This is a genomic window from Streptomyces sp. NPDC001220 (assembly GCF_053597895.1).
The window spans coordinates 811,050-831,425 of the sequence record NZ_JBSFJE010000001.1; the positions used below are offsets into that span (position 1 = coordinate 811,050).

21 protein-coding genes are annotated in these 20,376 nt (G+C 71.2%); 15 read left to right on the forward strand and 6 right to left on the reverse strand.

The window, feature by feature from the left end; genetic code table 11:
* Positions 1–5: 5 nt before the first annotated feature.
* From ACWDGI_RS03790 to ACWDGI_RS03800, 3 genes are all read left to right on the forward strand, one after another.
* Positions 6–1,409, forward strand: coding sequence for a dipeptidase (locus ACWDGI_RS03790; RefSeq protein WP_450754973.1), 1,404 nt, complete (start codon positions 6–8; stop codon positions 1,407–1,409).
* Between the two features lie 155 nt (positions 1,410–1,564).
* The gene (gene nudC, locus ACWDGI_RS03795) at positions 1,565–2,509 is read left to right on the forward strand and encodes an NAD(+) diphosphatase (RefSeq protein WP_450754975.1); all 945 of its coding nucleotides are present in this window, start codon (positions 1,565–1,567) and stop codon (positions 2,507–2,509) included.
* Positions 2,510–2,525: 16 nt separating this feature from the next.
* On the forward strand, positions 2,526–3,158 hold the full coding sequence (locus ACWDGI_RS03800) for a class I SAM-dependent methyltransferase (protein ID WP_450754976.1): 633 nt from the start codon (positions 2,526–2,528) through the stop codon (positions 3,156–3,158).
* 68 nt (positions 3,159–3,226) lie between these two features.
* Here ACWDGI_RS03800 and ACWDGI_RS03805 read toward each other — a convergent pair whose 3' ends face one another.
* The gene (locus tag ACWDGI_RS03805; protein ID WP_351704819.1) at positions 3,227–3,469 is read right to left on the reverse strand and encodes a mycoredoxin; all 243 of its coding nucleotides are present in this window, start codon (positions 3,467–3,469) and stop codon (positions 3,227–3,229) included.
* Between the two features lie 176 nt (positions 3,470–3,645).
* Between ACWDGI_RS03805 and ACWDGI_RS03810 the strand changes: the two genes are divergently transcribed.
* The 4 genes from ACWDGI_RS03810 (at position 3,646) to ACWDGI_RS03825 (ending at position 7,187) form a co-directional block, all read left to right on the forward strand.
* On the forward strand, positions 3,646–5,841 hold the full coding sequence (locus ACWDGI_RS03810) for an ATP-dependent DNA helicase UvrD2 (RefSeq protein WP_450754978.1): 2,196 nt from the start codon (positions 3,646–3,648) through the stop codon (positions 5,839–5,841).
* A gap of 164 nt (positions 5,842–6,005) precedes the next feature.
* Positions 6,006–6,320: a hypothetical protein gene (locus tag ACWDGI_RS03815; RefSeq protein WP_450754979.1), complete on the forward strand. Its 315-nt coding sequence runs from the start codon at positions 6,006–6,008 to the stop codon at positions 6,318–6,320.
* 175 nt (positions 6,321–6,495) lie between these two features.
* A complete protein-coding gene (locus ACWDGI_RS03820; protein WP_450754981.1) occupies positions 6,496–6,864 on the forward strand; it encodes a WhiB family transcriptional regulator in 369 nt (122 codons plus the stop codon).
* On the forward strand, positions 6,861–7,187 hold the full coding sequence (locus tag ACWDGI_RS03825; RefSeq protein ID WP_450754983.1) for a hypothetical protein: 327 nt from the start codon (positions 6,861–6,863) through the stop codon (positions 7,185–7,187). The genes ACWDGI_RS03820 and ACWDGI_RS03825 overlap by 4 nt, the downstream gene beginning before the upstream one ends.
* Before the next feature lie 367 nt (positions 7,188–7,554).
* On the opposite strand, the gene ACWDGI_RS03830 is transcribed toward ACWDGI_RS03825, so the two are convergent.
* On the reverse strand, positions 7,555–8,970 hold the full coding sequence (locus ACWDGI_RS03830; RefSeq protein WP_450754984.1) for an ABC1 kinase family protein: 1,416 nt from the start codon (positions 8,968–8,970) through the stop codon (positions 7,555–7,557).
* The gene (locus tag ACWDGI_RS03835; protein WP_450755305.1) at positions 8,963–10,168 is read right to left on the reverse strand and encodes a TOMM precursor leader peptide-binding protein; all 1,206 of its coding nucleotides are present in this window, start codon (positions 10,166–10,168) and stop codon (positions 8,963–8,965) included. Before ACWDGI_RS03835 ends, ACWDGI_RS03830 begins: the two co-directional genes overlap by 8 nt.
* A 247-nt stretch (positions 10,169–10,415) precedes the next feature.
* Between ACWDGI_RS03835 and ACWDGI_RS03840 the strand changes: the two genes are divergently transcribed.
* The 4 genes from ACWDGI_RS03840 (at position 10,416) to ACWDGI_RS03855 (ending at position 14,303) form a co-directional block, all read left to right on the forward strand.
* Positions 10,416–11,012 (forward strand): M48 metallopeptidase family protein, encoded by a 597-nt coding sequence (locus ACWDGI_RS03840; protein WP_450754986.1) that lies wholly within the window; start codon positions 10,416–10,418, stop codon positions 11,010–11,012.
* 137 nt (positions 11,013–11,149) lie between these two features.
* Entirely contained in the window at positions 11,150–12,838 is a 1,689-nt protein-coding gene (locus ACWDGI_RS03845; protein WP_450754988.1) for a TerD family protein, read from the forward strand.
* Between the two features lie 11 nt (positions 12,839–12,849).
* Positions 12,850–13,530 carry an AIM24 family protein gene (locus tag ACWDGI_RS03850; protein WP_351704845.1) on the forward strand — a complete coding sequence of 227 codons (681 nt, stop codon included), beginning with the start codon at positions 12,850–12,852 and terminating at the stop codon, positions 13,528–13,530.
* Positions 13,531–13,547: 17 nt separating this feature from the next.
* Positions 13,548–14,303 carry an AIM24 family protein gene (locus tag ACWDGI_RS03855; RefSeq protein WP_450754990.1) on the forward strand — a complete coding sequence of 252 codons (756 nt, stop codon included), beginning with the start codon at positions 13,548–13,550 and terminating at the stop codon, positions 14,301–14,303.
* Positions 14,304–14,371: 68 nt separating this feature from the next.
* Here ACWDGI_RS03855 and ACWDGI_RS03860 read toward each other — a convergent pair whose 3' ends face one another.
* On the reverse strand, positions 14,372–14,893 hold the full coding sequence (locus tag ACWDGI_RS03860) for an NUDIX hydrolase (protein ID WP_450754992.1): 522 nt from the start codon (positions 14,891–14,893) through the stop codon (positions 14,372–14,374).
* Entirely contained in the window at positions 14,890–16,326 is a 1,437-nt protein-coding gene (locus tag ACWDGI_RS03865) for a zinc-dependent metalloprotease (RefSeq protein ID WP_450754994.1), read from the reverse strand. Before ACWDGI_RS03865 ends, ACWDGI_RS03860 begins: the two co-directional genes overlap by 4 nt.
* A 192-nt stretch (positions 16,327–16,518) precedes the next feature.
* Here ACWDGI_RS03865 and ACWDGI_RS03870 point away from each other — a divergent pair, with 192 nt between their 5' ends.
* From ACWDGI_RS03870 to ACWDGI_RS03885, 4 genes are all read left to right on the forward strand, one after another.
* A complete protein-coding gene (locus ACWDGI_RS03870; RefSeq protein WP_450754996.1) occupies positions 16,519–17,631 on the forward strand; it encodes an SDR family oxidoreductase in 1,113 nt (370 codons plus the stop codon).
* Between the two features lie 153 nt (positions 17,632–17,784).
* Positions 17,785–18,246 (forward strand): molybdenum cofactor biosynthesis protein MoaE, encoded by a 462-nt coding sequence (locus ACWDGI_RS03875; RefSeq protein ID WP_360476882.1) that lies wholly within the window; start codon positions 17,785–17,787, stop codon positions 18,244–18,246.
* A 117-nt stretch (positions 18,247–18,363) separates the two neighbouring features.
* On the forward strand, positions 18,364–18,528 hold the full coding sequence (locus tag ACWDGI_RS03880; RefSeq protein ID WP_351745444.1) for a hypothetical protein: 165 nt from the start codon (positions 18,364–18,366) through the stop codon (positions 18,526–18,528).
* 60 nt (positions 18,529–18,588) lie between these two features.
* On the forward strand, positions 18,589–19,686 hold the full coding sequence (locus tag ACWDGI_RS03885) for a YlbL family protein (protein ID WP_450754998.1): 1,098 nt from the start codon (positions 18,589–18,591) through the stop codon (positions 19,684–19,686).
* A 131-nt stretch (positions 19,687–19,817) separates the two neighbouring features.
* Here the strand turns inward: ACWDGI_RS03885 and ACWDGI_RS03890 are convergent, their stop codons facing one another.
* Positions 19,818–20,360 carry a PPA1309 family protein gene (locus ACWDGI_RS03890; RefSeq protein WP_450755000.1) on the reverse strand — a complete coding sequence of 181 codons (543 nt, stop codon included), beginning with the start codon at positions 20,358–20,360 and terminating at the stop codon, positions 19,818–19,820.
* Between the last annotated feature and the right edge of the window lie 16 nt (positions 20,361–20,376).

Here is a 20,376-nt window from a genome sequence, read left to right on the forward strand (position 1 = left end):
TGACCATGAGCCAGACCCCGGACAGCGCTGTCCGTACGTACATCGAGCAGCACCGTGCCGCCTTCCTCGACGACCTCGCCGAGTGGCTGCGCATCCCGTCCGTGTCGGCCCAGCCCGAACACGCCGCCGATGTCCGCCGCAGCGCCGACTGGCTCGCCGCCGCACTCGAGGAGACCGGCTTCCCGACCGCCGAGGTCTGGGAGACACCGGGCGCCCCGGCCGTCTTCGCCGAATGGCCCTCCGGTGACCCCGAGGCACCCACGGTCCTCGTCTACGGCCACCACGACGTACAGCCCGCCGCCCGTGCGGACGGCTGGGACAGCGACCCCTTCGAGCCGGTCGTCCGGGAGAACCGCCTCTACGCGCGCGGGGCCGCCGACGACAAGGGCCAGGTGTTCTTCCACACACTCGGCGTCCGGGCCCACCTCGCCGCCACCGGCCGCACCGCGCCCGCCGTCAACCTGAAGCTGCTGATCGAGGGCGAGGAGGAGTCCGGCTCCCCGCACTTCCGGGCCCTCGTCGAGGAACACGCGGACCGGCTCGCGGCGGACACCGTGATCGTCTCCGACACCGGCATGTGGTCCGAGGACACCCCGACGGTCTGCACCGGCATGCGCGGCCTCGTCGAGTGCGGGATCGTCCTGCACGGCCCCGACCAGGACATCCACTCCGGCGCCTTCGGCGGCGCCGTCCCCAACCCGGCCACCGTCGTGGCCCGCCTGGTCGCCGCGCTGCACGACGAGCACGCGCGCGTGGCGATCCCCGGCTTCTACGACGGCATCGTCGAGCTCAGCGACCGTGAGCGGGAGCTGTGGGCCGAACTGCCCTTCGACGAGGAGGGCTGGCTGCGCGAAGCGCACTCGTACGCCACCGAGGGCGAGGCCGGGCACACCACCCTGGAGCGCATCTGGGCCCGTCCCACCGCCGAGGTCAACGGCATCGGCGGCGGCTACCAGGGCCCCGGCAGCAAGACTATCGTCCCGTCCTCGGCCATGGCCAAGCTGTCGTTCCGGCTGGTCGCCGGGCAGGAGCCCGACCACATCGAGAAGGCCGTCCGCGCCTGGGCCACCGAGCGGATCCCCGCCGGCATCCGCGCCGAGATCACCTTCCTGCCGGCCACCCGCCCCTGTCTGACCCCGCTCGACCACCCGGGCCTCCAGTCGCTGGCCCGCGCCATGGGCCGCGCCTTCGAGGGACCGGTCCGGTTCACACGTTCGGGTGGCTCAGGACCAGCCGCGGACCTCCAGGACGTCCTCGGCGCACCCGTTCTCTTCCTGGGTATCTCCGTCCCCTCCGACGGCTGGCACGCCCCCGACGAGAAGGTTGAGCTGGACCTTCTGCTCAAGGGCGTCGAGACCAGCGCCTACCTGTGGGGTGACCTGGCCGAGAACTGGCGCCATGCCCCCTGACCGGTCCGCGCCGTCCGGAGCGGCACCAGGCGCGGGGCACACTGGAAGGGCCGCCCCGCCCGTCCCGCCCCCGCCCGACCCGGTCTCCTCCCGCCCTTCGTCCCGCTGAACCGCCCGCTGAAACATCCGTTGCACTGGGGGAGTTGGAAGCACCCGTGACCACCTGGACCGACCACACCGCCGACCGACCCATCTCGCTCACCGCCCCGAGCGGCATCGACCGCGCCGCCCACCACCGGCTCGACGAGGCCTGGCTCGCGGCGGCGTGGAGCCATCCCGACACCCGCTGCTTCGTGGTCTCCGGCGGCCAGGTCCTCATCGACGAGACGCCCGACGGCCGTACCGAACTCGTCATGACCCCCTCCTTCGAGGCTCCCCTCACCGAGGCGCACCGCTACTTCCTGGGCACCGACGAGGACGGCGTCAGCTACTTCGCGCTCCAGAAGGACGCCCTGCCCGGTCGTATCGACCAGTCCGCGCGCCCGGCCGGCCTGCGCGAGGCCGGACTGCTGCTCTCGCCGCGTGACGCGGGCCTGATGGTGCACGCGGTCGGCCTGGAGAACTGGCAGCGCACCCACCGCTTCTGCTCCCGCTGCGGCGAGCGCACGGTGATCGCCGCCGCCGGCCACATCCGCCGCTGCCCCGCCTGCGGCGCCGAGCACTACCCGCGCACCGACCCCGCCGTGATCATGGCCGTCACCGACGAGGACGACCGCATCCTGCTGGGCCGCCAGGTGCACTGGCCCGAGGGCCGCTTCTCCACGCTCGCCGGCTTCGTGGAACCCGGCGAGTCCATCGAGCAGGCGGTGCGCCGCGAGGTCTTCGAGGAGGCCGGGATCACCGTCGGCCCCGTCGAGTACGTGGCCAGCCAGCCCTGGCCGTTCCCGTCCAGCCTGATGCTCGGCTTCATGGCCCGCGCGACCTCGACCGAGATCAACGTCGACGGCGACGAGATCCACGAGGCCCGCTGGTTCTCCCGCGACGAACTGGGCGCCGCCTTCGACTCCGGCGACGTCCTACCGCCGTACGGGATCTCCATCGCGGCCCGCCTCATCGAGATGTGGTACGGCAAGCCGCTGCCGACGAGGAGCTTCGTCTGAGACGGCGACCCGGCTGATGACCGACACCCGCGACACCTACTGGAACCACAACGTCCACTACCACCCGGTGGTGCTGGACGCCGTGCCGCCCGGCTGCCGTGCCGCCCTGGACGTCGGCTGCGGTGACGGCCTGCTGGCCGCCAAGCTCGCGGCCAGGGCGGAGTCGGTGACCGGCGTGGACCGGTCACCGGAGATGATCCGGCTGGCGCACAAAAGGGACGGCGTGGACAACGTCACCTTCCTGGAGGGTGACTATCTCGACGGTGGGCTCCTCGACGAGGGGAGCTACGACTTCGTCAGCGCGGTCGCCGTCATCCACCATGCCCCTTTCGACGACGCGATCGAACGGTTGGTGGGGCTGCTCGCCCCCGGCGGCCGGCTGGTCATTGTCGGCATGGCCCACAACCGCACTCTCCTGGACCGGGTGATCAGCGGTTGCGGGGTCCCCGCGGCGCGGCTGAGCGCGCGCAGGAACGGCGGCAAGCAGGGTCCGTCCGACATGCCTGTCGAGGACCCGATCATGAACTGGAGGGAAGTCCGGCGGGCCACCGCACACCTGCTCCCCGGACGCCGTTACCGGCGCCGACTGCTGTGGCGCTACACCCTGGTGTGGGACAAGCCGGGCGCCATGCGCGAAGGCGGCCCCTGAACCGGATCAGGGACCGCCTTGTGCGAAGAACGCGAAGAACGCGCCGGTGTGGAGCACGCGAAGGAAGATTACGCGCTGATCTTCTGCTTGACCTGGGCCAGCGAGGGGTTCGTCAGCGTGGAGCCGTCACCGAAGAGGACCGTCGGGACTGTCTGGTTTCCGCCGTTCGCCTTCTCGACGAACGCGGCCGACTCCGGGTCCTGCTCGATGTTGATCTCGGTGTACGCGATGCCCTCGCGGTCCATCTGGCTCTTCAGCCGGCGGCAGTAGCCGCACCACGTGGTGCTGTACATCGTCACAGTGCCCTGCATCTCGCTCGCGCTCCTTCGGCAGGTCGGGAAGTTCGTCCAGGAGAGGAACGTACGCGGCCCGTCCGCCATTCCCACAGCACCGGCCCCGGGTGACGCCTGTCGCATTAGTACGACTGCAAGGGGCTGCCTGTGGACAACCGGCACAGCGGTCTCCGGCGACCTGGCAGCATGGCCGTGTGACAGCAGCAACGCACTCCTCCCTCTTCCCGCAGGTACCGGACTCTGCCGACGCGGTGCTCGAAGGGCTCGACCCCGAGCAGCGCGAGGTGGCGACCGCCCTGCACGGGCCGGTGTGCGTGCTGGCCGGAGCCGGTACGGGGAAGACCCGGGCGATCACCCACCGGATCGCCTACGGGGTGCGGGCCGGCGTTCTCCAGCCGTCCAGCGTGCTCGCCGTGACCTTCACCAACCGTGCCGCCGGGGAGATGCGCGGACGGCTGCGCCAACTCGGCGCCCAGGGGGTGCAGGCCCGCACCTTCCACTCGGCCGCGCTGCGCCAGCTCCAGTTCTTCTGGCCGAAAGCGATCGGTGGCTCGCTGCCCCGGCTCGTCGACCGCAAGGTCCAGCTCGTCGCCGACGCGGCCGCCGCCTGCCGCATCCGCCTCGACCGGGGCGAGCTGCGGGACGTCATCGCCGAGATCGAGTGGTCCAAGGTCACCCAGACCGTCCCCGCCGACTATCCGCCCGCCGCCGTGAAGGCCGGCCGTGAGGCTCCCCGTGACCCGGCCGAGATCGCCCAGATCTACTCGGTCTACGAGGACCTCAAGCGCGATCGCGCGGTCATCGACTTCGAGGACGTCCTGCTGCTCACCGTCGCCGTCCTGCAGGACCGGCACGACATCGCCGAGCAGGTCCGCGCCCAGTACCAGCACTTCGTCGTCGACGAGTACCAGGACGTCAGTCCGCTCCAGCAGCGCCTGCTGGAGCTGTGGCTCGGTGAACGCGACAGCCTGTGCGTCGTCGGCGACGCCAGCCAGACCATCTACTCGTTCACAGGAGCAACTCCCGACCATCTGCTCGACTTCCGCATCCGTCACCCCGGGGCCACCGTCGTCAAGCTGGTCCGCGACTACCGCTCCACCCCCCAGGTCGTCCACCTCGCCAACGGCCTGCTGGCCCAGGCCCACGGCCGCGCCGCCGACCACCGCCTGGAGCTGATCTCCCAGCGTCCGGCGGGACCCGAGCCCGTCTACACCGAGTACACCGACGAGCCCGCCGAGGCCGAGGGCGCCGCCCGCCGTATCCGTGAGCTCGTGGACGCCGGGGTCCCGGCCGCCGAGATCGCCATTCTGTTCCGCACCAACTCCCAGTCCGAGATCTACGAGCAGGCCCTCGCCGACGCCGGCGTGCCCTACCAGTTGCGCGGCGCCGAGCGGTTCTTCGACCGGCCCGAGGTGCGCAAGGCGGGTGTCGCCCTGCGTGCCGCGGCCCGCTTCGGCGGCAACGACGCGCTGCTCGACGACACCGTCGACCTGCCCTCCCAGGTGCGCGCGGTCCTCTCCGGGGAGGGCTGGACCACCGAGCCGCCGGCCGGCTCCGGCGCGGTCCGGGAGCGCTGGGAGTCACTGGCCGCCCTGGTCAATCTGGCGCACGACGTGGCCGCCACCCGGCCCGCCGCCACCCTCGCCGACTTCGTCACGGAACTCGACGAGCGCGCGGGCGCCCAGCACGCCCCGACCGTCCAGGGCGTCACCCTGGCCTCCCTGCACTCGGCGAAGGGCCTGGAGTGGGACGTCGTCTTCCTGGTCGGTGTGGCCGAGGGGATGATGCCGATCACCTATGCGAAGACCGACGAGCAGATCGAGGAGGAACGCCGTCTCCTCTATGTCGGCGTGACCCGCGCCAGAGAGCGGCTCCATGTCTCCTGGTCGCTCTCCCGTACCCCCGGTGGCCGCCCCAACCGTCGGCCCAGCCGCTTCCTGGACGGGCTGCGCCCCGGCTCCACCGGCACCGTCGGCCGTGGCTCCGGCGCCGGCACCGGAGGCGTCGAACGCGGGTTCACCGGCGGCCCCGTGGCCGCACCCCGGCGTACCCAGCGCACCCCCGCCCGCTGCCGGGTCTGCGGGCGCACTCTCACCGATGCCGGCGAGATGAAGCTGATGCGCTGCGACAACTGCCCCTCCGACATGGACGAGGGTCTCTACGAGCGGCTGCGGGAGTGGCGCGCCGACCAGGCCCGGCTAAGCGGCCAGCCCGCCTTCTGCGTCTTCACCGACAGGACGCTGATGGCGATCGCGGAGAGCGCGCCCGACGACGACCGCGAGCTGGCTCGCATCCCCGGCGTCGGCATGCGCAAGCTCAACCGTTACGGCGCCGATGTTCTGGCCATCTGCGCAGGTGGGCAGCCCGGGGGAGCCGTTGAGGGGGACTGATGCCAACTCGTCGAAAAAATAGTTTGCGCATGCCCCAGCAATCCCCATAGGTTCTAGGCACGGAAGCGGCGGCCTTCTCGAAGGCCCCATTCCGTGTTGTACTTGCATATCCGAGCGGACTGGCTCAACCCAGTCCCCTAAGACGCCGAGAGGAGGCGAGTCCAGTGATCAGCATCAAGACCAACACCAGCGCGGCCAAAATGACCGATCTCTCGGCCGTCTCCGTGTGCATGCTCGGCGTCTCGAACCTGGGCACCGGTGTGTCCGGCATTCCTGCCGTGCGTCCGGCGTCCTCCGTTTCTCTCGCGGGTCTTCCCATCCGTGAGCGCAATGAGCGACCGACTGAGGCACTGGAAGCAGTAATGGCAGGGGCCCACGCCTATGCCTTTACGGCAGCCGGTGCCGGAAGCCGGAAGCAGACGCAGCACCACCTGATGTGGGCCTTCCGTGGGCCAGAACCCTGGAGTGATCCAGCCTGAATCGATCAGGCCGGCGCCTTCAGGGCCGCGGAACCCCATCCGGGATCCGCGGCCCTTCTGTTTGTCCCCATCACAGGGACGGACGGGTGAAGGGGCCTCGGGACAAGAGCAGAACCCGGTACCAGCCGCCAACCGGTCCAACCCGACCGGCACGACCAGACGAGGAACAACAGCCGTGCAACTCGAAGCGCACGCCCCGTCCGTACCGCCTTCCGAAACGATCCCCCCGCCCGGCCCCACGGAGGACTCCACCTTGATCCCGCTCACCGCGCTCACCGCGCTCGACGACGCCATCGAGAACCTCGGCGTGCCCGTCCCCTGCCGTTCCTACGACCCGGAGGTCTTCTTCGCGGAGTCGCCGGCGGACGTCGAGTACGCCAAGTCCCTCTGCCGCACCTGCCCGCTGATCGAGGCCTGCCTCGCCGGTGCCAAGGAGCGGCGTGAGCCCTGGGGTGTCTGGGGTGGCGAGCTGTTCGTCCAGGGTGTCGTCGTCGCCCGGAAGCGGCCGCGTGGCCGCCCGCGCAAGAACCCGGTCTCGGCATGAACATCCAAGGAACGATCGACCGCCCCCTCACGCACGACCCCAAGAAGCAGGCCCCGATGAAGCCGTCCACCAGCGAGCCCACCGGCTCCGCGATTCCAGACTTCACCCCCGCCGGTACGACCACCGGCTCGCGTCAGAACAGGACCCGAGAGATGCAACTCATTCCAGAAGCCCTGGCTCGTGCGCATATGCACGAGCGACTGCACGAGGCCGAGCAGGAGAGCCGGGCCGTGCGCCTGGCGACCGCTCGCCGGATGCAGCGCCGGGCCGAGCGCGCCTCGATGCGCGCCCGCCGTGCGCTCGCCATGGCCGTCATGCAGTGATCCCGAACACCTGAAGCGGTGGCCTCCCGGCTGAGGGAGACGAAAGCTTCCCGCGGGGGCCGGTCCGGCCGAACGGACCGGCCCCCGCGGTGCGTTGCGCCCGCGGATCCGCGCGCCGCGGCGTTATCGTCGCCGGGTGACGAGTCCTTCCGGAGGCAGTGATCACGGTGGGTCCGCAGCGGAGCCCCACCCTCCGGTGTGCGCCCGCTGCGGCACGCCGGCTGACGGCCCCCAGCCCACCACCTGGACCTGCTCCATGGAGCACGGCGTCCGCCGGTTCTTCTGCGACACCTGCTCCAGGGAGAACCTCAGAGCGATCGAGGGCCGGCTCGACACGTCCTGGTGGTGATCACCGCCCCGCCGTCCGCTACTGCGCCTCCACGGCCGCCTCCGCCACCTCGGCTTCCGCGACCTCCGCGACTTCCGGAACGTCCTCTGCCTCTGCGGCCTCTTCGAGTACGAACCCGGGCAGCCACGCCTCCAGTTCCTCCCGCAGCCGGACCGTCGCGCCCAGCTGGCACAGCACGCCGATGGTGCTCAGGGTCACTCGGTGTATCAGCAGGTAGGCAGGCGGCAGGTTGAGCTGTTTGCCCAGCTGATGGGCGGGGTTGCGGGGGTCGGCGATGCGGGCCGCCTGGCTGCGCATCCAGTTGCGGGTGAAGGTGAACTCGTCGACCTGTGCCGGCTCGATGATCGGCAGCAGATAGTCCAGGACGGCGTCGGGATCCAGCTCTATGGAGTCCTTGACGAACCCTTCGGCGCACAGCAGTTCGTAGACCGCCTCGGCGTCGCCGTCCAGCGTCATCCGCAGGGAGTCGCCGATCGGGGCGGGCAGGCCGCCCGCGAGGCGGTCGACCGTGCCGAAGTCCAGCACGCCCAGGAGCCACTCCTCCTCGTCCTCCGGGCCGCCGGGCAGCAGCCGGAAGTTCCCCGGGTGCGGATCGGCGTGCAGCAGGCCGGTGCGGGCCGGGCCCGAGAACAGGAACCGCGCCAGGAGCTGACCGGCCCGGTCGCGCTGCTCCTGCGTGCCCTCCGAGATGATCTCGGAGAGCGGTATTCCGTCGATCCACTCGGTGACCAGGACCTGCTCGCACTGGTGCACCACCGCGGGGACCACCACATCGGGGTCGTCCGCGAACTCCTCCGCGTGCGCCGACTGGGCCTGCGCCTCCAGGGCGTAGTCCAGCTCCTCGGAAACCCGGTCGCGCAGCTCAGCGATCAGGGGCTTGATGTCCATGCCCGGGATCAGCGGACCCAACAGACGGGCGAAACGGCTCAGTTGCCCGAGATCGGACAGCAGGGCCTCGCCGGCTCCCGGATACTGGACCTTGACCGCGACCACACGGCCGTCGTGCCACACCGCCCGGTGCACCTGCCCGATCGAGGCGGCCGCCGCGGGCTTCTCCTCGAACTCCAGGAACAGCTCCCGCCAGTCCTCGCCCAGGCGCTCGGCGAGCACCGCGTGCATGGTGCGGGTCGGCATCGGCGGTGCGGCGTCCTGGAGTCTGGTGAGGGCCGCCCGGTAGGGGCCGGCGATCTCCTCAGGGAGGGCGGACTCGAAGACGGACAGGGCCTGCCCGAACTTCATGGCCCCGCCTTTCAACTCTCCGAGAACCTTGAAAAGCTGCTCCGCCGTGCGCTGTTGCAGCTCGCGGCCGACGATCTCCGCGGACTCACCCACGATGCGCTTGCCCAGACCCCAGGTCGCCCGGCCGGCGAAGCCGAGCGGGAGCGCGGCGAGCTTGGCGGTCCGGGTGACCGCCTTCCGGGGAAGATCAGACATGCGCCCTCCAAGTCCCAGTCGGCCGCGCGGCGTCCGTGTGCTTTCGTCGCTCCGCCGAAGGCCGTTGCACCACCATTGTCTCGTGCGGAGCTCCGTTGGTTGAGGAGTGTCCCCCCTTAGCTTTCTCCGCCGCTCCGCACGGGCATGCGGGATGCGGCCGGACCGGTCGCGCATGCCAGTGCAGAGCCGGTACGGACGCCTCCCAGCGCACTCCGGTGCCGGACGGCGACTCCCCGTCGAGGAAGGCCAGGGCATGCGCTGCGGCCAGTCCTGCCACGGCCGTCGCCAGTGTCAGGTCGCAGGCCCCCACCCGGCGGGCCTGTCCGGACCGCCACTGGGCGATCAGGCGTGGCCAGGCCGGGTCCCGGTCCGAGCGGTGCTCGTGCAGACAGCGGGCGCAGCCGGTCCCGCCGGGCAGGACGAGCGGACCGACGACGCCCGTGCCCTCCACGACACCCGTGTAGAGGTGAGGTGTCCCGGAGGTCATGAGCGGCTCGGCGGTGCCCGCGTCCGGGGCGTGCACCAGGACGTCGTCACGCGGGGCGATGATCACCAGGGAGAGGCCGGGCTCTTCCCCGGCCGGGTCCGGGCGGCGCGGCGGGCGGTCCGGGGCGGCCCGGCGGACCACCCTGCGGGCGGCCTCGTCCCGCCGCTCGCCGACCGCCTCCGCGGGCAGCCCGCCCGGCGCCACGTCCCACGGCCGGACGCGGCCCACGTCCCGCACGTCGACCTCGCCGACCCCCGCGCCCGCCAGCAGCGCGGCCAGCGTGACACCGACCCGGCCCGCGCCCCGCACCTGCACCCGCAGGGCACGCCGGGCCGCCAGCCGGCCGATCGCGCCGCCCGGCTCCGGTGTGATCAGGGAAAGCGACGCGAGATCGGGACCGAGCCGGTCCAAGACCTCCTGCTTCGCGCGCAGCGCCGCCGCGGCCGGCCCGCCGCCGCGCGCGTCGTCGACGAGCCCGGCCCGTGACAGCCGCTCCACCAGCGCGTCGACATGCCCGTCCGGCAGGTCCATGCGCCGCCCTTCGGTACGCAGCAGCGCGAGGCCGCGGGTGCCGTTGAGCAGGTCCAGGAAGCTGCCGGTCGCCGTGTCCATCGGCCCGAGTGTCATCGCGTGCGCCGGGGTCATCCCGAACTGCACGGTGTTGAGGTCACGCCAGCCGCGCCGGAGCGCGGGCTTCACCAGCGGATGCATGACAGTCCCCCGTAGCTGTCGAAAGGTCATGGAAGATCCTCGTAGGTGACGGAAGATCCCCTTCTGCCGGTGGAGCCGGTCACGCTCCGCCCGACGACTGCCAGCATGCCCGGCCCGGTCGGCGGGTGCCGAAAGTTGTCCACAGGCGGTGGGTATTCGTCGTACAAATCAAACGCATGGTGGGGGATCGGCATCGAACCGTCCCGGACCCGGGACTTCCCCCGTGTGCAGCGGGTAACGTCGGGGCGTGCCCGCCGACCCACTGCACCGCGCCGGAAACCCACAGCGCAGCATGACGAGCCAGCCGCCCAGCGGCTTGGGGGTGAGCGCGATCGAGGTTCGCAGAAGCGCCCGGCGCCGCCGGACGGTCTCCGCGTACCGCGAGGGCGATCGCACCGTCGTACTGATCCCCGCCCGGATGTCCGAGGCGGAGGAGAAACGCTGGGTCACCGTCATGCTCAACAAACTCGCCGCCCAGGAGAGCAAGCGAGTGCTGGGCGACGCCGAACTGGCCGAGCGCGCCGAGCGGCTGTCGGCACAGTACTTCGACGGCCGGGCCCGCCCCGCCACGGTGCGCTGGGTCACCAACCAGAACACCCGCTGGGGTTCCTGCACCCCCGCCGAGGGCAGCATCCGCCTCTCGCACCGGCTCCAGGGCATGCCCGAGTACGTCGTCGACTACGTGCTCTGCCATGAACTGGCACATCTGCTGGTGCCCGGGCACGGTCCCGACTTCTGGCGGCTCCTGGAGGCGTATCCGCGGACCGAGCGGGCCAGGGGCTACCTCGAAGGGGTGGTCGCCGCCGACCGGCTGCCCCAGGCGCCCGGCATCCGGGACGAGTGACACGCCCCACAGGCGCTCCCTTCGGGGCCGCCGAGCCCGGTTGTGTACCGGGTCTGTACCGACTTCCTCCGATGTCCGAGTTAGCCGTTAGCCTGGCGCGACGCACTCGCATTCGGGATGGGGGACGGTCGTAGCGCATGGCCAGGGAATTCCAACGCGGCCACAAGGCCAGGATCAGTGACCTGACGGCGGGCACGGATCTGTACGTAGGTGTGCAGATCGCCGGGCCCGGACTGTCCTTCGACATCAGCTGCTTCGGCCTGGACGCCGACGAACGGCTGTCGGACGACCGGTACTTCGTCTTCTTCAACCAGCCGAAGTCCCCCGAGGAGTCCATCCAGCTGCTGGGTGCGCAGGCGGGCGACACGGAGTCCTTCCGGGTCACGCTGGACCGGGTCCCGCCGCGGATCCACAAGCTGGCGTTCACGGCGACCCTCGACGGCGCCGGGCAGATGTCGCAGGTCGCGCCCGGATACATCCGGATCGTCGCGGGCGGCGAGGAGGTGGCCCGGTACTCCTTCGACGGCTCCGAGTTCTCCACCGAACGCGCCGTGATGCTGGGCGACTTCTACCTGAAGGACGTGTGGCGCTTCGCCGCCGTCGGCCAGGGCTTCGACGGCGGTCTGGAGGCGCTGCTGAAGAACTTCGGCGGCGAGGTGATGGAGGAGGAGGCGCCCGCCGCGCCCGAGCCGCAGCCGTCGCAGAGCGGACCCGCGCCCGGCTTCGCGCCGCCCGCGTTCGCCGCCCCGGCCGCACCCGCACCGAGCCCGGCGCCCGCCCCGGCGGCCCCCGCTCCCGCGCCTCCGTACACCCCGGCACCCGCGCCCCAGGGCTTCACCCCGCCCCCGGCACCCGGCCCCGCGCCGGTTTCGAACGTCCACGGCGCGCCCACGGTCATCGCCCCGCTGGCACCGCCCGCCCCCGGCACGGTGCCGCCACCGTCCCCGGCCCCCGCGCCCTACGGCCAGCCGCCCGCACCGGGCGCGCCCATGCCGCCCGGCTACGGCCAGCCCCCGTCGGCTCCGCAGGCCCCGCCCCCGCCGCCCGGCTACCCCCAGGCACCCCAGGCCCCGACCCCGCCCCCGGGCTACGGCCAGCAGCCGCCGTTCGGGCAGGTCCCCGGCCAGCAGGCCTACGGAGTTCCGCAGGGCGCTCCCCAGGGCGGTGCCGGAGTGGGCGCGGCGCTCGAGAAGTTCAAGGAGACGCCCACCGGGCAGCGCTGGACGCAGCAGAACAAGAAGCTCGTCCGCGTCGACCTGGGCATGGGCGGCCAGCCGGTGCTGGCCCGCCAGGGCAGCATGGTGCTCTACCAGGGCAAGGTCGACTTCGGCTACAAGGGCGCCGGGTTCGCCGGCCGGATCGTGGGCAACGCCACCGGCCAGGAGATGCAGTTGATGCGCTGCACCGGCCACGGCCAGGTGTTCCTCGCCGAGAACTCCGCCCATCTGCACCCCATCGAGCTCCAGGGCGACGCGATCTGTGTCTCCGCCGAGAGCGTCCTCGCCTTCGACGAGAGCCTCCAGTACGAGGTCCGCCGGATCGAGGGCCACGGCATCCCCGGCGGCGCGCTGTTCACGATGCAGTTCCAGGGCACCGGCACCATCGTCGTCAAGACGCACGGCACGCCCGTCGTGCTGCCCGTGACGCCGACGACGTTCGCCGACTGCAACGCCGTGGTCGCCTGGTCGGCGGCCTCCCAGGTGATCGTCTCCAGCCAGGTCCGGATGCGCCGCAACGCCTACCCGGGCGACACCGGCGAGAGCGTCAACCTGCAGTTCCGGGGCGCCCCCGGCAACTTCATCGTGGTCCAGCCGTACGAGGTCTGAGGGAGCCCGTCATGAACCAGCCGCTCGCGGGCTACGCCCCCGCACCCGTCACCGCCCGCATGGAGAACCACGGCAACAACATGCTGAAGGTCGCCATGCAGACCGGGAACGACCTCCTCGCGCGCGTGGGGTCGATGGTCGCCTACGAGGGCTTCGTCCAGTACGAGCCCAACCCGCCGGCCGTGCGCCAGATCGCCCGGGACTGGATGACCGGCGAGGGCGCGCCCCTGATGAAGTGCTCCGGCGACGGACTGCTCTACCTCGCCGACTACGGCGCCGACGTCGTCGTCATCAACCTCAACGGCGACGGCATCTCCGTCAACGCCACCAACCTGCTCGCCTTCGACGCGCATCTGACGTGGGGTGTGGAGCGGGTCAAGGGGCTCGCGAAGTTCGCCGGTCAGGGCCTGTGGAACACCAAGATCTCCGGGCAGGGCTGGGTCGCGCTGACCTCCCGGGGCAAGCCGATCGTCGTCGACTGCGGCGGCGGCGAGGACGAGACGTACGTCGACCCGGACGCGCTGGTCGCCTGGTCGCCGAACCTCAAGGTGAAGGGCAAGCGCAGCTTCAAGGCGCAGTCCCTGATCGGCCGGGGCAGCGGCGAGGCCTACCAGATGGCCTTCTCCGGGCAGGGCATCGTCGTCGTCCAGCCCAGCGAGGACAGCACCGACCGCCTTCGTTTCCGGGGCTGAGGGGGAGCCAGAGAATCATGCAGAGCCCGCTTTTCGCGCACAACGACTCCCAGGTCCGGGACCGCTACAGCCTGCAGAACAAGCAGATGCTGCGGGTCGTCCTGGAGGGCCACGACGACGTCCTCGCCCGCAAGGGCACGATGGTCGCCTACCAGGGGCTCGTCGAGTTCGACGCCGAGTACACGAACAACCAGCAGTCACGCGCGCGTGCGTACACCGGCGAGGGCCTGGACCTGATGCGCTGCCACGGGCAGGGCACGGTCTACTTCGCCAACCTCGCCCAGCACGTCCACGTCCTGGACGTCGAGCAGGACGGACTGACCGTGGACAGCGGCTACGTCCTCGCCATGGACTCCTCGCTGCACTACGAGGTGGTCGCCGTGGACAGCCTCTACGGCATCTCCGGCTCCGGGAAGTACCAGCTCAACATCACCGGTCGCGGCAAGGTCGCCCTGATCACCTCCGGCGCGCCGCTGCTGATGCAGGTCACGCCCGACAAGTACGTGAACTGCGACGCCGACGCGATCGTCGCCTGGTCCACCGGACTGCGCGTCCAGATGCAGGCCCAGACGCATTCCTCGGGCGTGTGGCGGCGTCGCGGCAGCACCGGTGAGGGCTGGGAGCTCAGCTTCATGGGAAGTGGCTTCGCGTTGGTCCAGCCGAGTGAACTGCTCCCGCCGCAGGGCGCCCAGATCGGCCAGGGCCTCGCCGCCCAGTTCGGGATGGGACAGCAGGGCGCGCGCGGAATGAACCAGGGGAACGCCTGGAGCTGACGGCCACGAGGTAAGGGGCGCACGCCGTGGCAAGCGCCCCTTACACGGGTCTTTGCGCAGGTCCGGGTTCAGAGCCGCGCCCGGGCCCCCTCCAGCAGTCGTACGACCGAGTCGTCGGCGACCTCCGCGACCTCGTCGTAGGCGAACCAGCGCAGGTCAAGGGACTCGTCGCTGATCGCGTGGGCGGCACCCCGCGGGGCCACCGCCGCGTACTGGACGTCGAAGTGCCAGTGACACGGCGCCGGGATCGGATGCCGGTCCAACCGCACCGGGCCGCCCGGCAGCAGGGTCAGCCCGGGGATCCCGGACTCCTCGGTCGCCTCCCGCAGGGCCGCCGCGGCCAGCGTGGCATCACCCGGCTCGCAGTGACCGCCCATCTGCAGCCACATCCGCAGCTTCCGGTGCAGGGTCAGCAGCGCCCGGCCGTGCTCGGGGTCGACGACCAGCGCGCTCGCCGTGACATGCCCCGCGTGACATGCCTTCCACATCCCGTCGGGGTGCCCCGCGAGATGGTCCAGATAGGCCTGGCGCAGCTCTTCCTGGCCCTCGTACCCCTTGAGGACGAGGACCGCGTCGTCGTACAGGCTCACTCGGTGTCGTCGCCCTCTGCCTGGTCTTCCCGGCCGTCCTTCTTGTGCAGGTCGGGCTTCTGGGCGGCCTCGCCGAGCATCTTGTCCAGCTCGGAGAAGTCCAGCTGCTCGCGGTGCACGAAGCCGTCCGGGTCGTCCAGGTCGCTCGCCGTCGGCAGCATGTCCGGGTGCGCCCACAGGGCGTCCCGGCCGTCGACACCGCGCGCGTCGGTGAGCGAGGCCCACAGGCGGGAGGCGTCACGCAGCCGGCGCGGGCGCAGCTCCAGGCCGATCAGGGTGGCGAACGTCTGCTCCGCGGGACCGCCCGTGGCACGGCGGCGGCGCAGGGTCTCGCGCAGCGCGTCGGCGGACGACAGGCGCGGCTTCGCCGCCGCGTGGACCACCGCGTCGACCCAGCCCTCGACGAGGGCCAGCGCGGTCTCCAGACGGGCCAGGGCCGCCTTCTGCTCGGGCGTGTCCTCGGGCTGGAACATGCCCTGCTGAAGCGCGTCCTGAAGCTGCTCGGGGTTCTGCGGGTCGAACTGGCCGACCACGTCCTCCAGCTTGGCCGTGTCGACCTTGATCCCGCGCGCGTACCCGTCGACCGCGCCGAACAGGTGCGAGCGCAGCCACGGCACATGGGAGAACAGGCGCTGGTGGGCCGCCTCGCGCAGCGCGAGATACAGCCGCACCTCCTCCTTGGGCACGCCGAGGTCCTTGCCGAACGCGTCGATGTTCACCGGCAGCAGCGCGGCCCGGCCGATCGGGCCGAGCGGCAGGCCGATGTCGGTCGAGCCGACGACCTCGCCCGCGAGCACACCGACGGCCTGCCCGATCTGCGTGCCGAACATGGCGCCGCCCATCGAGCGCATCATGCCGATCAGCGGGCCCGCCATGGCCTGCATCTCCTCCGGCAGGACGTCGCCCATCGCGGCGCCGACCCGCTCGGCGACCGGGTCGACCAGCTCCTGCCAGGCGGGCAGCGTCGCCTCGACCCACTCCGCGCGCGACCACGCCACGGCCGAGCCGGAACCCGACGGCAGCGACGTGGCGTCGTCCAGCCACAGGTCGGCCAGCCGGACCGCCTCCTCGACCGCCGTGCGGTCGGAGGGGCCCACGCTCGCGTCCTTGACGCCGTCCGAGGTGCCCTGGGAGACCGTCTGGCGGGCGATCTGCTTGGCCATGTCCCAGTTCACCGGGCCGCCCTCGTACGAGAGCATCTGGCCCAGCTGCTGGAAGGCCGCGCCCAGGTCGGTGGGGTTCAGCGAACCGAACATGGCAGCGAACGGATTGTCGGCGCCGGGGCTGCCGAAACCGCCCGCCCCGGGTGTGCCGAAACCGAACGGGTTGGCCGGTCCCTGCCCACCACCGCTCTGCTGGTCCTCCTTCTTGCCCTCGTCGCCGTCTTCCGGCTCCTCCGGCGGAAGGCCGAAACCGAATGGGGTGTCACTCACGGGAATCCTCGGCTGGTAAGGCCACCGGTTCTCTCCGGCGGCGCGGCTGCCCGACAACACCACCCAGCGTAGACACCCCGACCCGATCGGGCCTCGGTGCTTCGCCGACAGTCGGCCTGCGGCAGGATGGATGCCACCTGGTACGTACGCGTCACTCACGCTCGTACTGAAGACAACCGCTGGAGACGCCCGGTGAGTTCCCCAGATCCGCAGGTTCGCGCAGCGCGAAACCCGTCAACCCCTGCCGCCCTGCGCGGGCCCGTCGTCGCCGTCACCGGCGCCGCGACCGGGGTCGGCGCGCTGCTCACCGAGCGGCTGGCCGCGTCCGAGGGGATCAAGCAGGTCATCGCCATCGACGAGCGCCGCGGGGAGTGCGCGGACGCCCAGTGGCACATCCTCGACGTGCGGGATCCGGCCATCGCGGACAAGCTCCGCGGGGCCGACGTGGTGGTGCATCTCGCGCTCGACCTGGACCTGGAGACCGATCCCGCCGCCCGTACGGCCTACAACGTGCGGGGGACGCAGACCGTGCTGACCGCGGCCGCCGCGGCCGGAGTGCACCGCGTGGTGCTGTGCACCTCCGCGATGGTCTACGGCGCCCTCCCGGACAACGAGCTGCCGCTCTCCGAGGACGCGGAGTTGCGCGCCACGGCGGAGGCCACCGGCGTGGGGGACCTGCTGGAGATCGAGCGGCTCGCGCGCCGGGCGCCCCGCGCGCACCCCGGGCTCAATGTCACCGTCGTGCGCCCCGCGGTGCTCGTCGGAGGCACCGACACCGCGCTGACCAGGTATTTCGAGTCGCCCAGGCTGCTCGTGGTCGCCGGCTCGCGGCCCGCCTGGCAGTTCTGTCACGTCGAGGACCTGTGCAGCGCGCTGGAGTACGCCGTGCTGGAGCAGGTCGAGGGGGAACTCGCCGTCGGCTGCGACGGATGGCTGGAGCAGGAGGAAGTCGAGGAGCTCAGCGGGATCCGGCGGATGGAGCTGCCGTCGGCGGTGGCGCTGGGCGCCGCGGCCCGGCTGCACCGGATCGGGCTGACACCCTCGCCCGCCGGGGATCTCGCCTACACGATGTATCCGTGGGTGGTGAGCGGAAGCCGGCTGCACGAGGCCGGGTGGCGGCCGGGGTGGACGAACGAGGAGGTCCTCGCCGAGCTGCTGGAGGAGGCGGCCGGACGGCACACGGTGGTCGGGCGACGGCTCGGCCGCAAGGACGCGACGGCGGCGGGCGCGGCGGGCGCGACGGTCGCGCTGCTGGGTGCGGCGGCCGTGGTACGGCGGGCCCGGAAGGCCCGGCGGCGGATCTGACGAGGGGCCGGCGGCGGCCCCGGCCGGGCGGCGGGCACAGGCCGGAACCGGTGATCGCGGGCCGGGAGTCGTAGGAGTCTCCAAACGGGTACGCGCGTGTGCCGGGTGTTGGGCGTATTCCGTGTGGTCCCGGGCTTGCGGCACGATGGGGGTATGGCTGCTGTGAACGATCATCCCGGTGAGCTGGGTGCCGAAGATCCCGTCAAGCTGATCGGGATCCGGGAGGGCGCGCTCTCCGTGGACGAGGTCTTCGCGGCCGTGGGGGACGACGCGGCCGGTGGCATCGCGCTGTTCGTGGGGACGGTGCGGAACCACGACGGAGGCGCCGATGTGGACGCGCTCGGCTATTCGTGTCATCCCAGTGCCGAGAGCGAGATGCGGCGGATCGCCGAGAAGGTCGTCGCCGAGTATCCCGTGCGGGCGCTGGCGGCGGTGCACCGGGTGGGGGACCTGCGGGTGGGTGATCTCGCCGTGGTCGTCGGCGTGTCGTGTCCGCATCGAGGGGACGCCTTCGAAGCCTGTCGGAAGCTGATCGACGACATCAAGCACGAGGTGCCCATCTGGAAGCACCAGAAGTTCTCGGATGGGACGGAGGAATGGGTCGGAGCCTGCTGAAGAACGCCTGTCCGGCCTCCGGTTGCGTAACCGTACCCCCCGCGTGAGCGTTGTCAGTGCGGATGATTAATCTGCTGATCAGTCAGTCGCGGACGGTCATGGGGTTGGGAGGTTGGCATGGGGGCGCTTGTCTGGTTGCTGATTCCGCTTGTGGCCGCGGTCGCTGCCGGTCTGTGGGGCAGCTGGGCCAACCGGACCAGGAGGGCACGCAGCGACGGGCCGGAACTCGACGGGTACGCGCGGTTCCGCGAGGCCATGGAGAGGTCCCACTCCGGCAGCTGAGGCGCCTCTGACGGGTGGCCCTGACGGTGCGCTGACAGACACGTCCCGTACTGTCTTCGCATGCCACGCCGCACCGCGACGATGCTCGCCTCCACCCTGATGCTGATCGCGCTCCTGTGCGCCGGAGTGCTCATCAACGTGCCGTACTCGGAGATGTCCCCCGGCCCGACCGTGAACACGCTCGGGGACCACGGCGGCGAGCCGGTGCTGCAGATCTCCGGTCACAAGACCTACGCGACCTCCGGGCACCTGAACATGACGACCGTCCGGGTCACCAGCGCCGACTACAAGATGAACCTCGTGGAGGCCGTCTTCGGATGGCTCTCCCACGACACCAAGGTCGTGCCGCACGACACGCTCTACCCGGACGGCAAGACCGAGCAGCAGTCCACCCAGGAGAACGCCGAGGAGTTCAGCGAGTCCCAGGAGAGCGCGAAGGTGGCCGCCCTGAAGGAACTGCGCGTCCCGGTGCAGTCCTGGGTCATCGTCTCCACGGTCCTCAAGGACTCGCCCGCCGAGGGCAAGCTGCACGCCGGTGACGTGATCAAGGCCGTCGACGGTACGGCGGTCAAGCAGCCGACCGACGTCGCCACGCTGGTGACCAAGCACGAGCCGGGCGAGGACGTCGTCTTCACGGTCGTACCGGCCAAGGAGCAGGCGGCCGCCGTGAAGGCGAAGAAGACGGCCACCAAGACCGAGAAGGTCACCCTGAAGACGGCCGCGTCCAGCGACAGCGGCGAGAAGCGCGCCATCGTCGGGATCTCCGCCGGGACCGATCACACGTTCCCGTTCGACATCGACATCAAGCTCGCCGATGTCGGCGGACCGAGCGCCGGCCTCATGTTCTCGCTCGGCATCTACGACAAGCTCACCCCGGGCAACCTCACCGGCGGCAAGTTCGTCGCCGGCACCGGCACGATCACCGACGACGGCACGGTCGGTCCGATCGGCGGCATCTCGCTGAAGACGATCGGGGCGCGCAGCAAGGGTGCCCAGTACTTCCTGACCCCGGCCGACAACTGCGCCGAGGCCGCCAAGGACACCCCGAGCGGGCTCACCCTGGTCAAGGTCAAGACGATCGACGACGCCCTCGGCGCACTCAAGGACATCCGCGCCGGGGACACCGGCGCCCTGCCGAAGTGCAGCACCAAGAGCTGAGGCTCCGCACAGGACCGCAAAAGCCCGGGGGCGCCCCTTCCTGACGAGGGGCGCCCCCGGTGCCGTATGAGAGCCGCGCACGGGCCGTGCACGGGCCGTGCACGGAGCCGTGCCGGCCGCCGGCGAGGTGCTCAGTCCTCGAACGTGGCCTTCAGGGCCTCCGCCAGGCCCGGGATCAGCTCGGGGCCGGTGAGGACCTCCGTCGGCGAGTCCTTCTCGCGCAGCCGGACCGCCGAGTCGCGGCTGCCGTCCCGCAGCACGCCGACCGTCATCCGGACCTCCTGGCGGTCGGGGTGCTGCGCCACCCACTTGGCCAGCTTGGCCTCGCTCAGCCCCTCCGGGACCTGGTTCTCGGCGGACGGCGGCAGCATCAGCCGCTCCACCGTGAGCGCGCAGCCGACCACCGAGTCCGGCCAGGCGATGGTGCCCAGGAACTCGTCCAGCGCTTTGTCCGTTGGCACTTCGTCCTGCTCGATCGGGGTGAGACCGGTGGTCGCGGACTCGTCCTCCAGACCGAGCTGGGCGGCGAGAGCCGGTTCCTGGGTGCGCAGCCGTGCGGTGTCGACGAGGGCGAAGAGGCGAGCGGGCTGGTCCCAGCCGAGACCGGAGGCGTACTCGTCGATCTCGAGGACGGCCCGGGTGAGCGGGTTCGCTGCCATGGGAGTGTTGGACATGGTCACAATCCTGCCT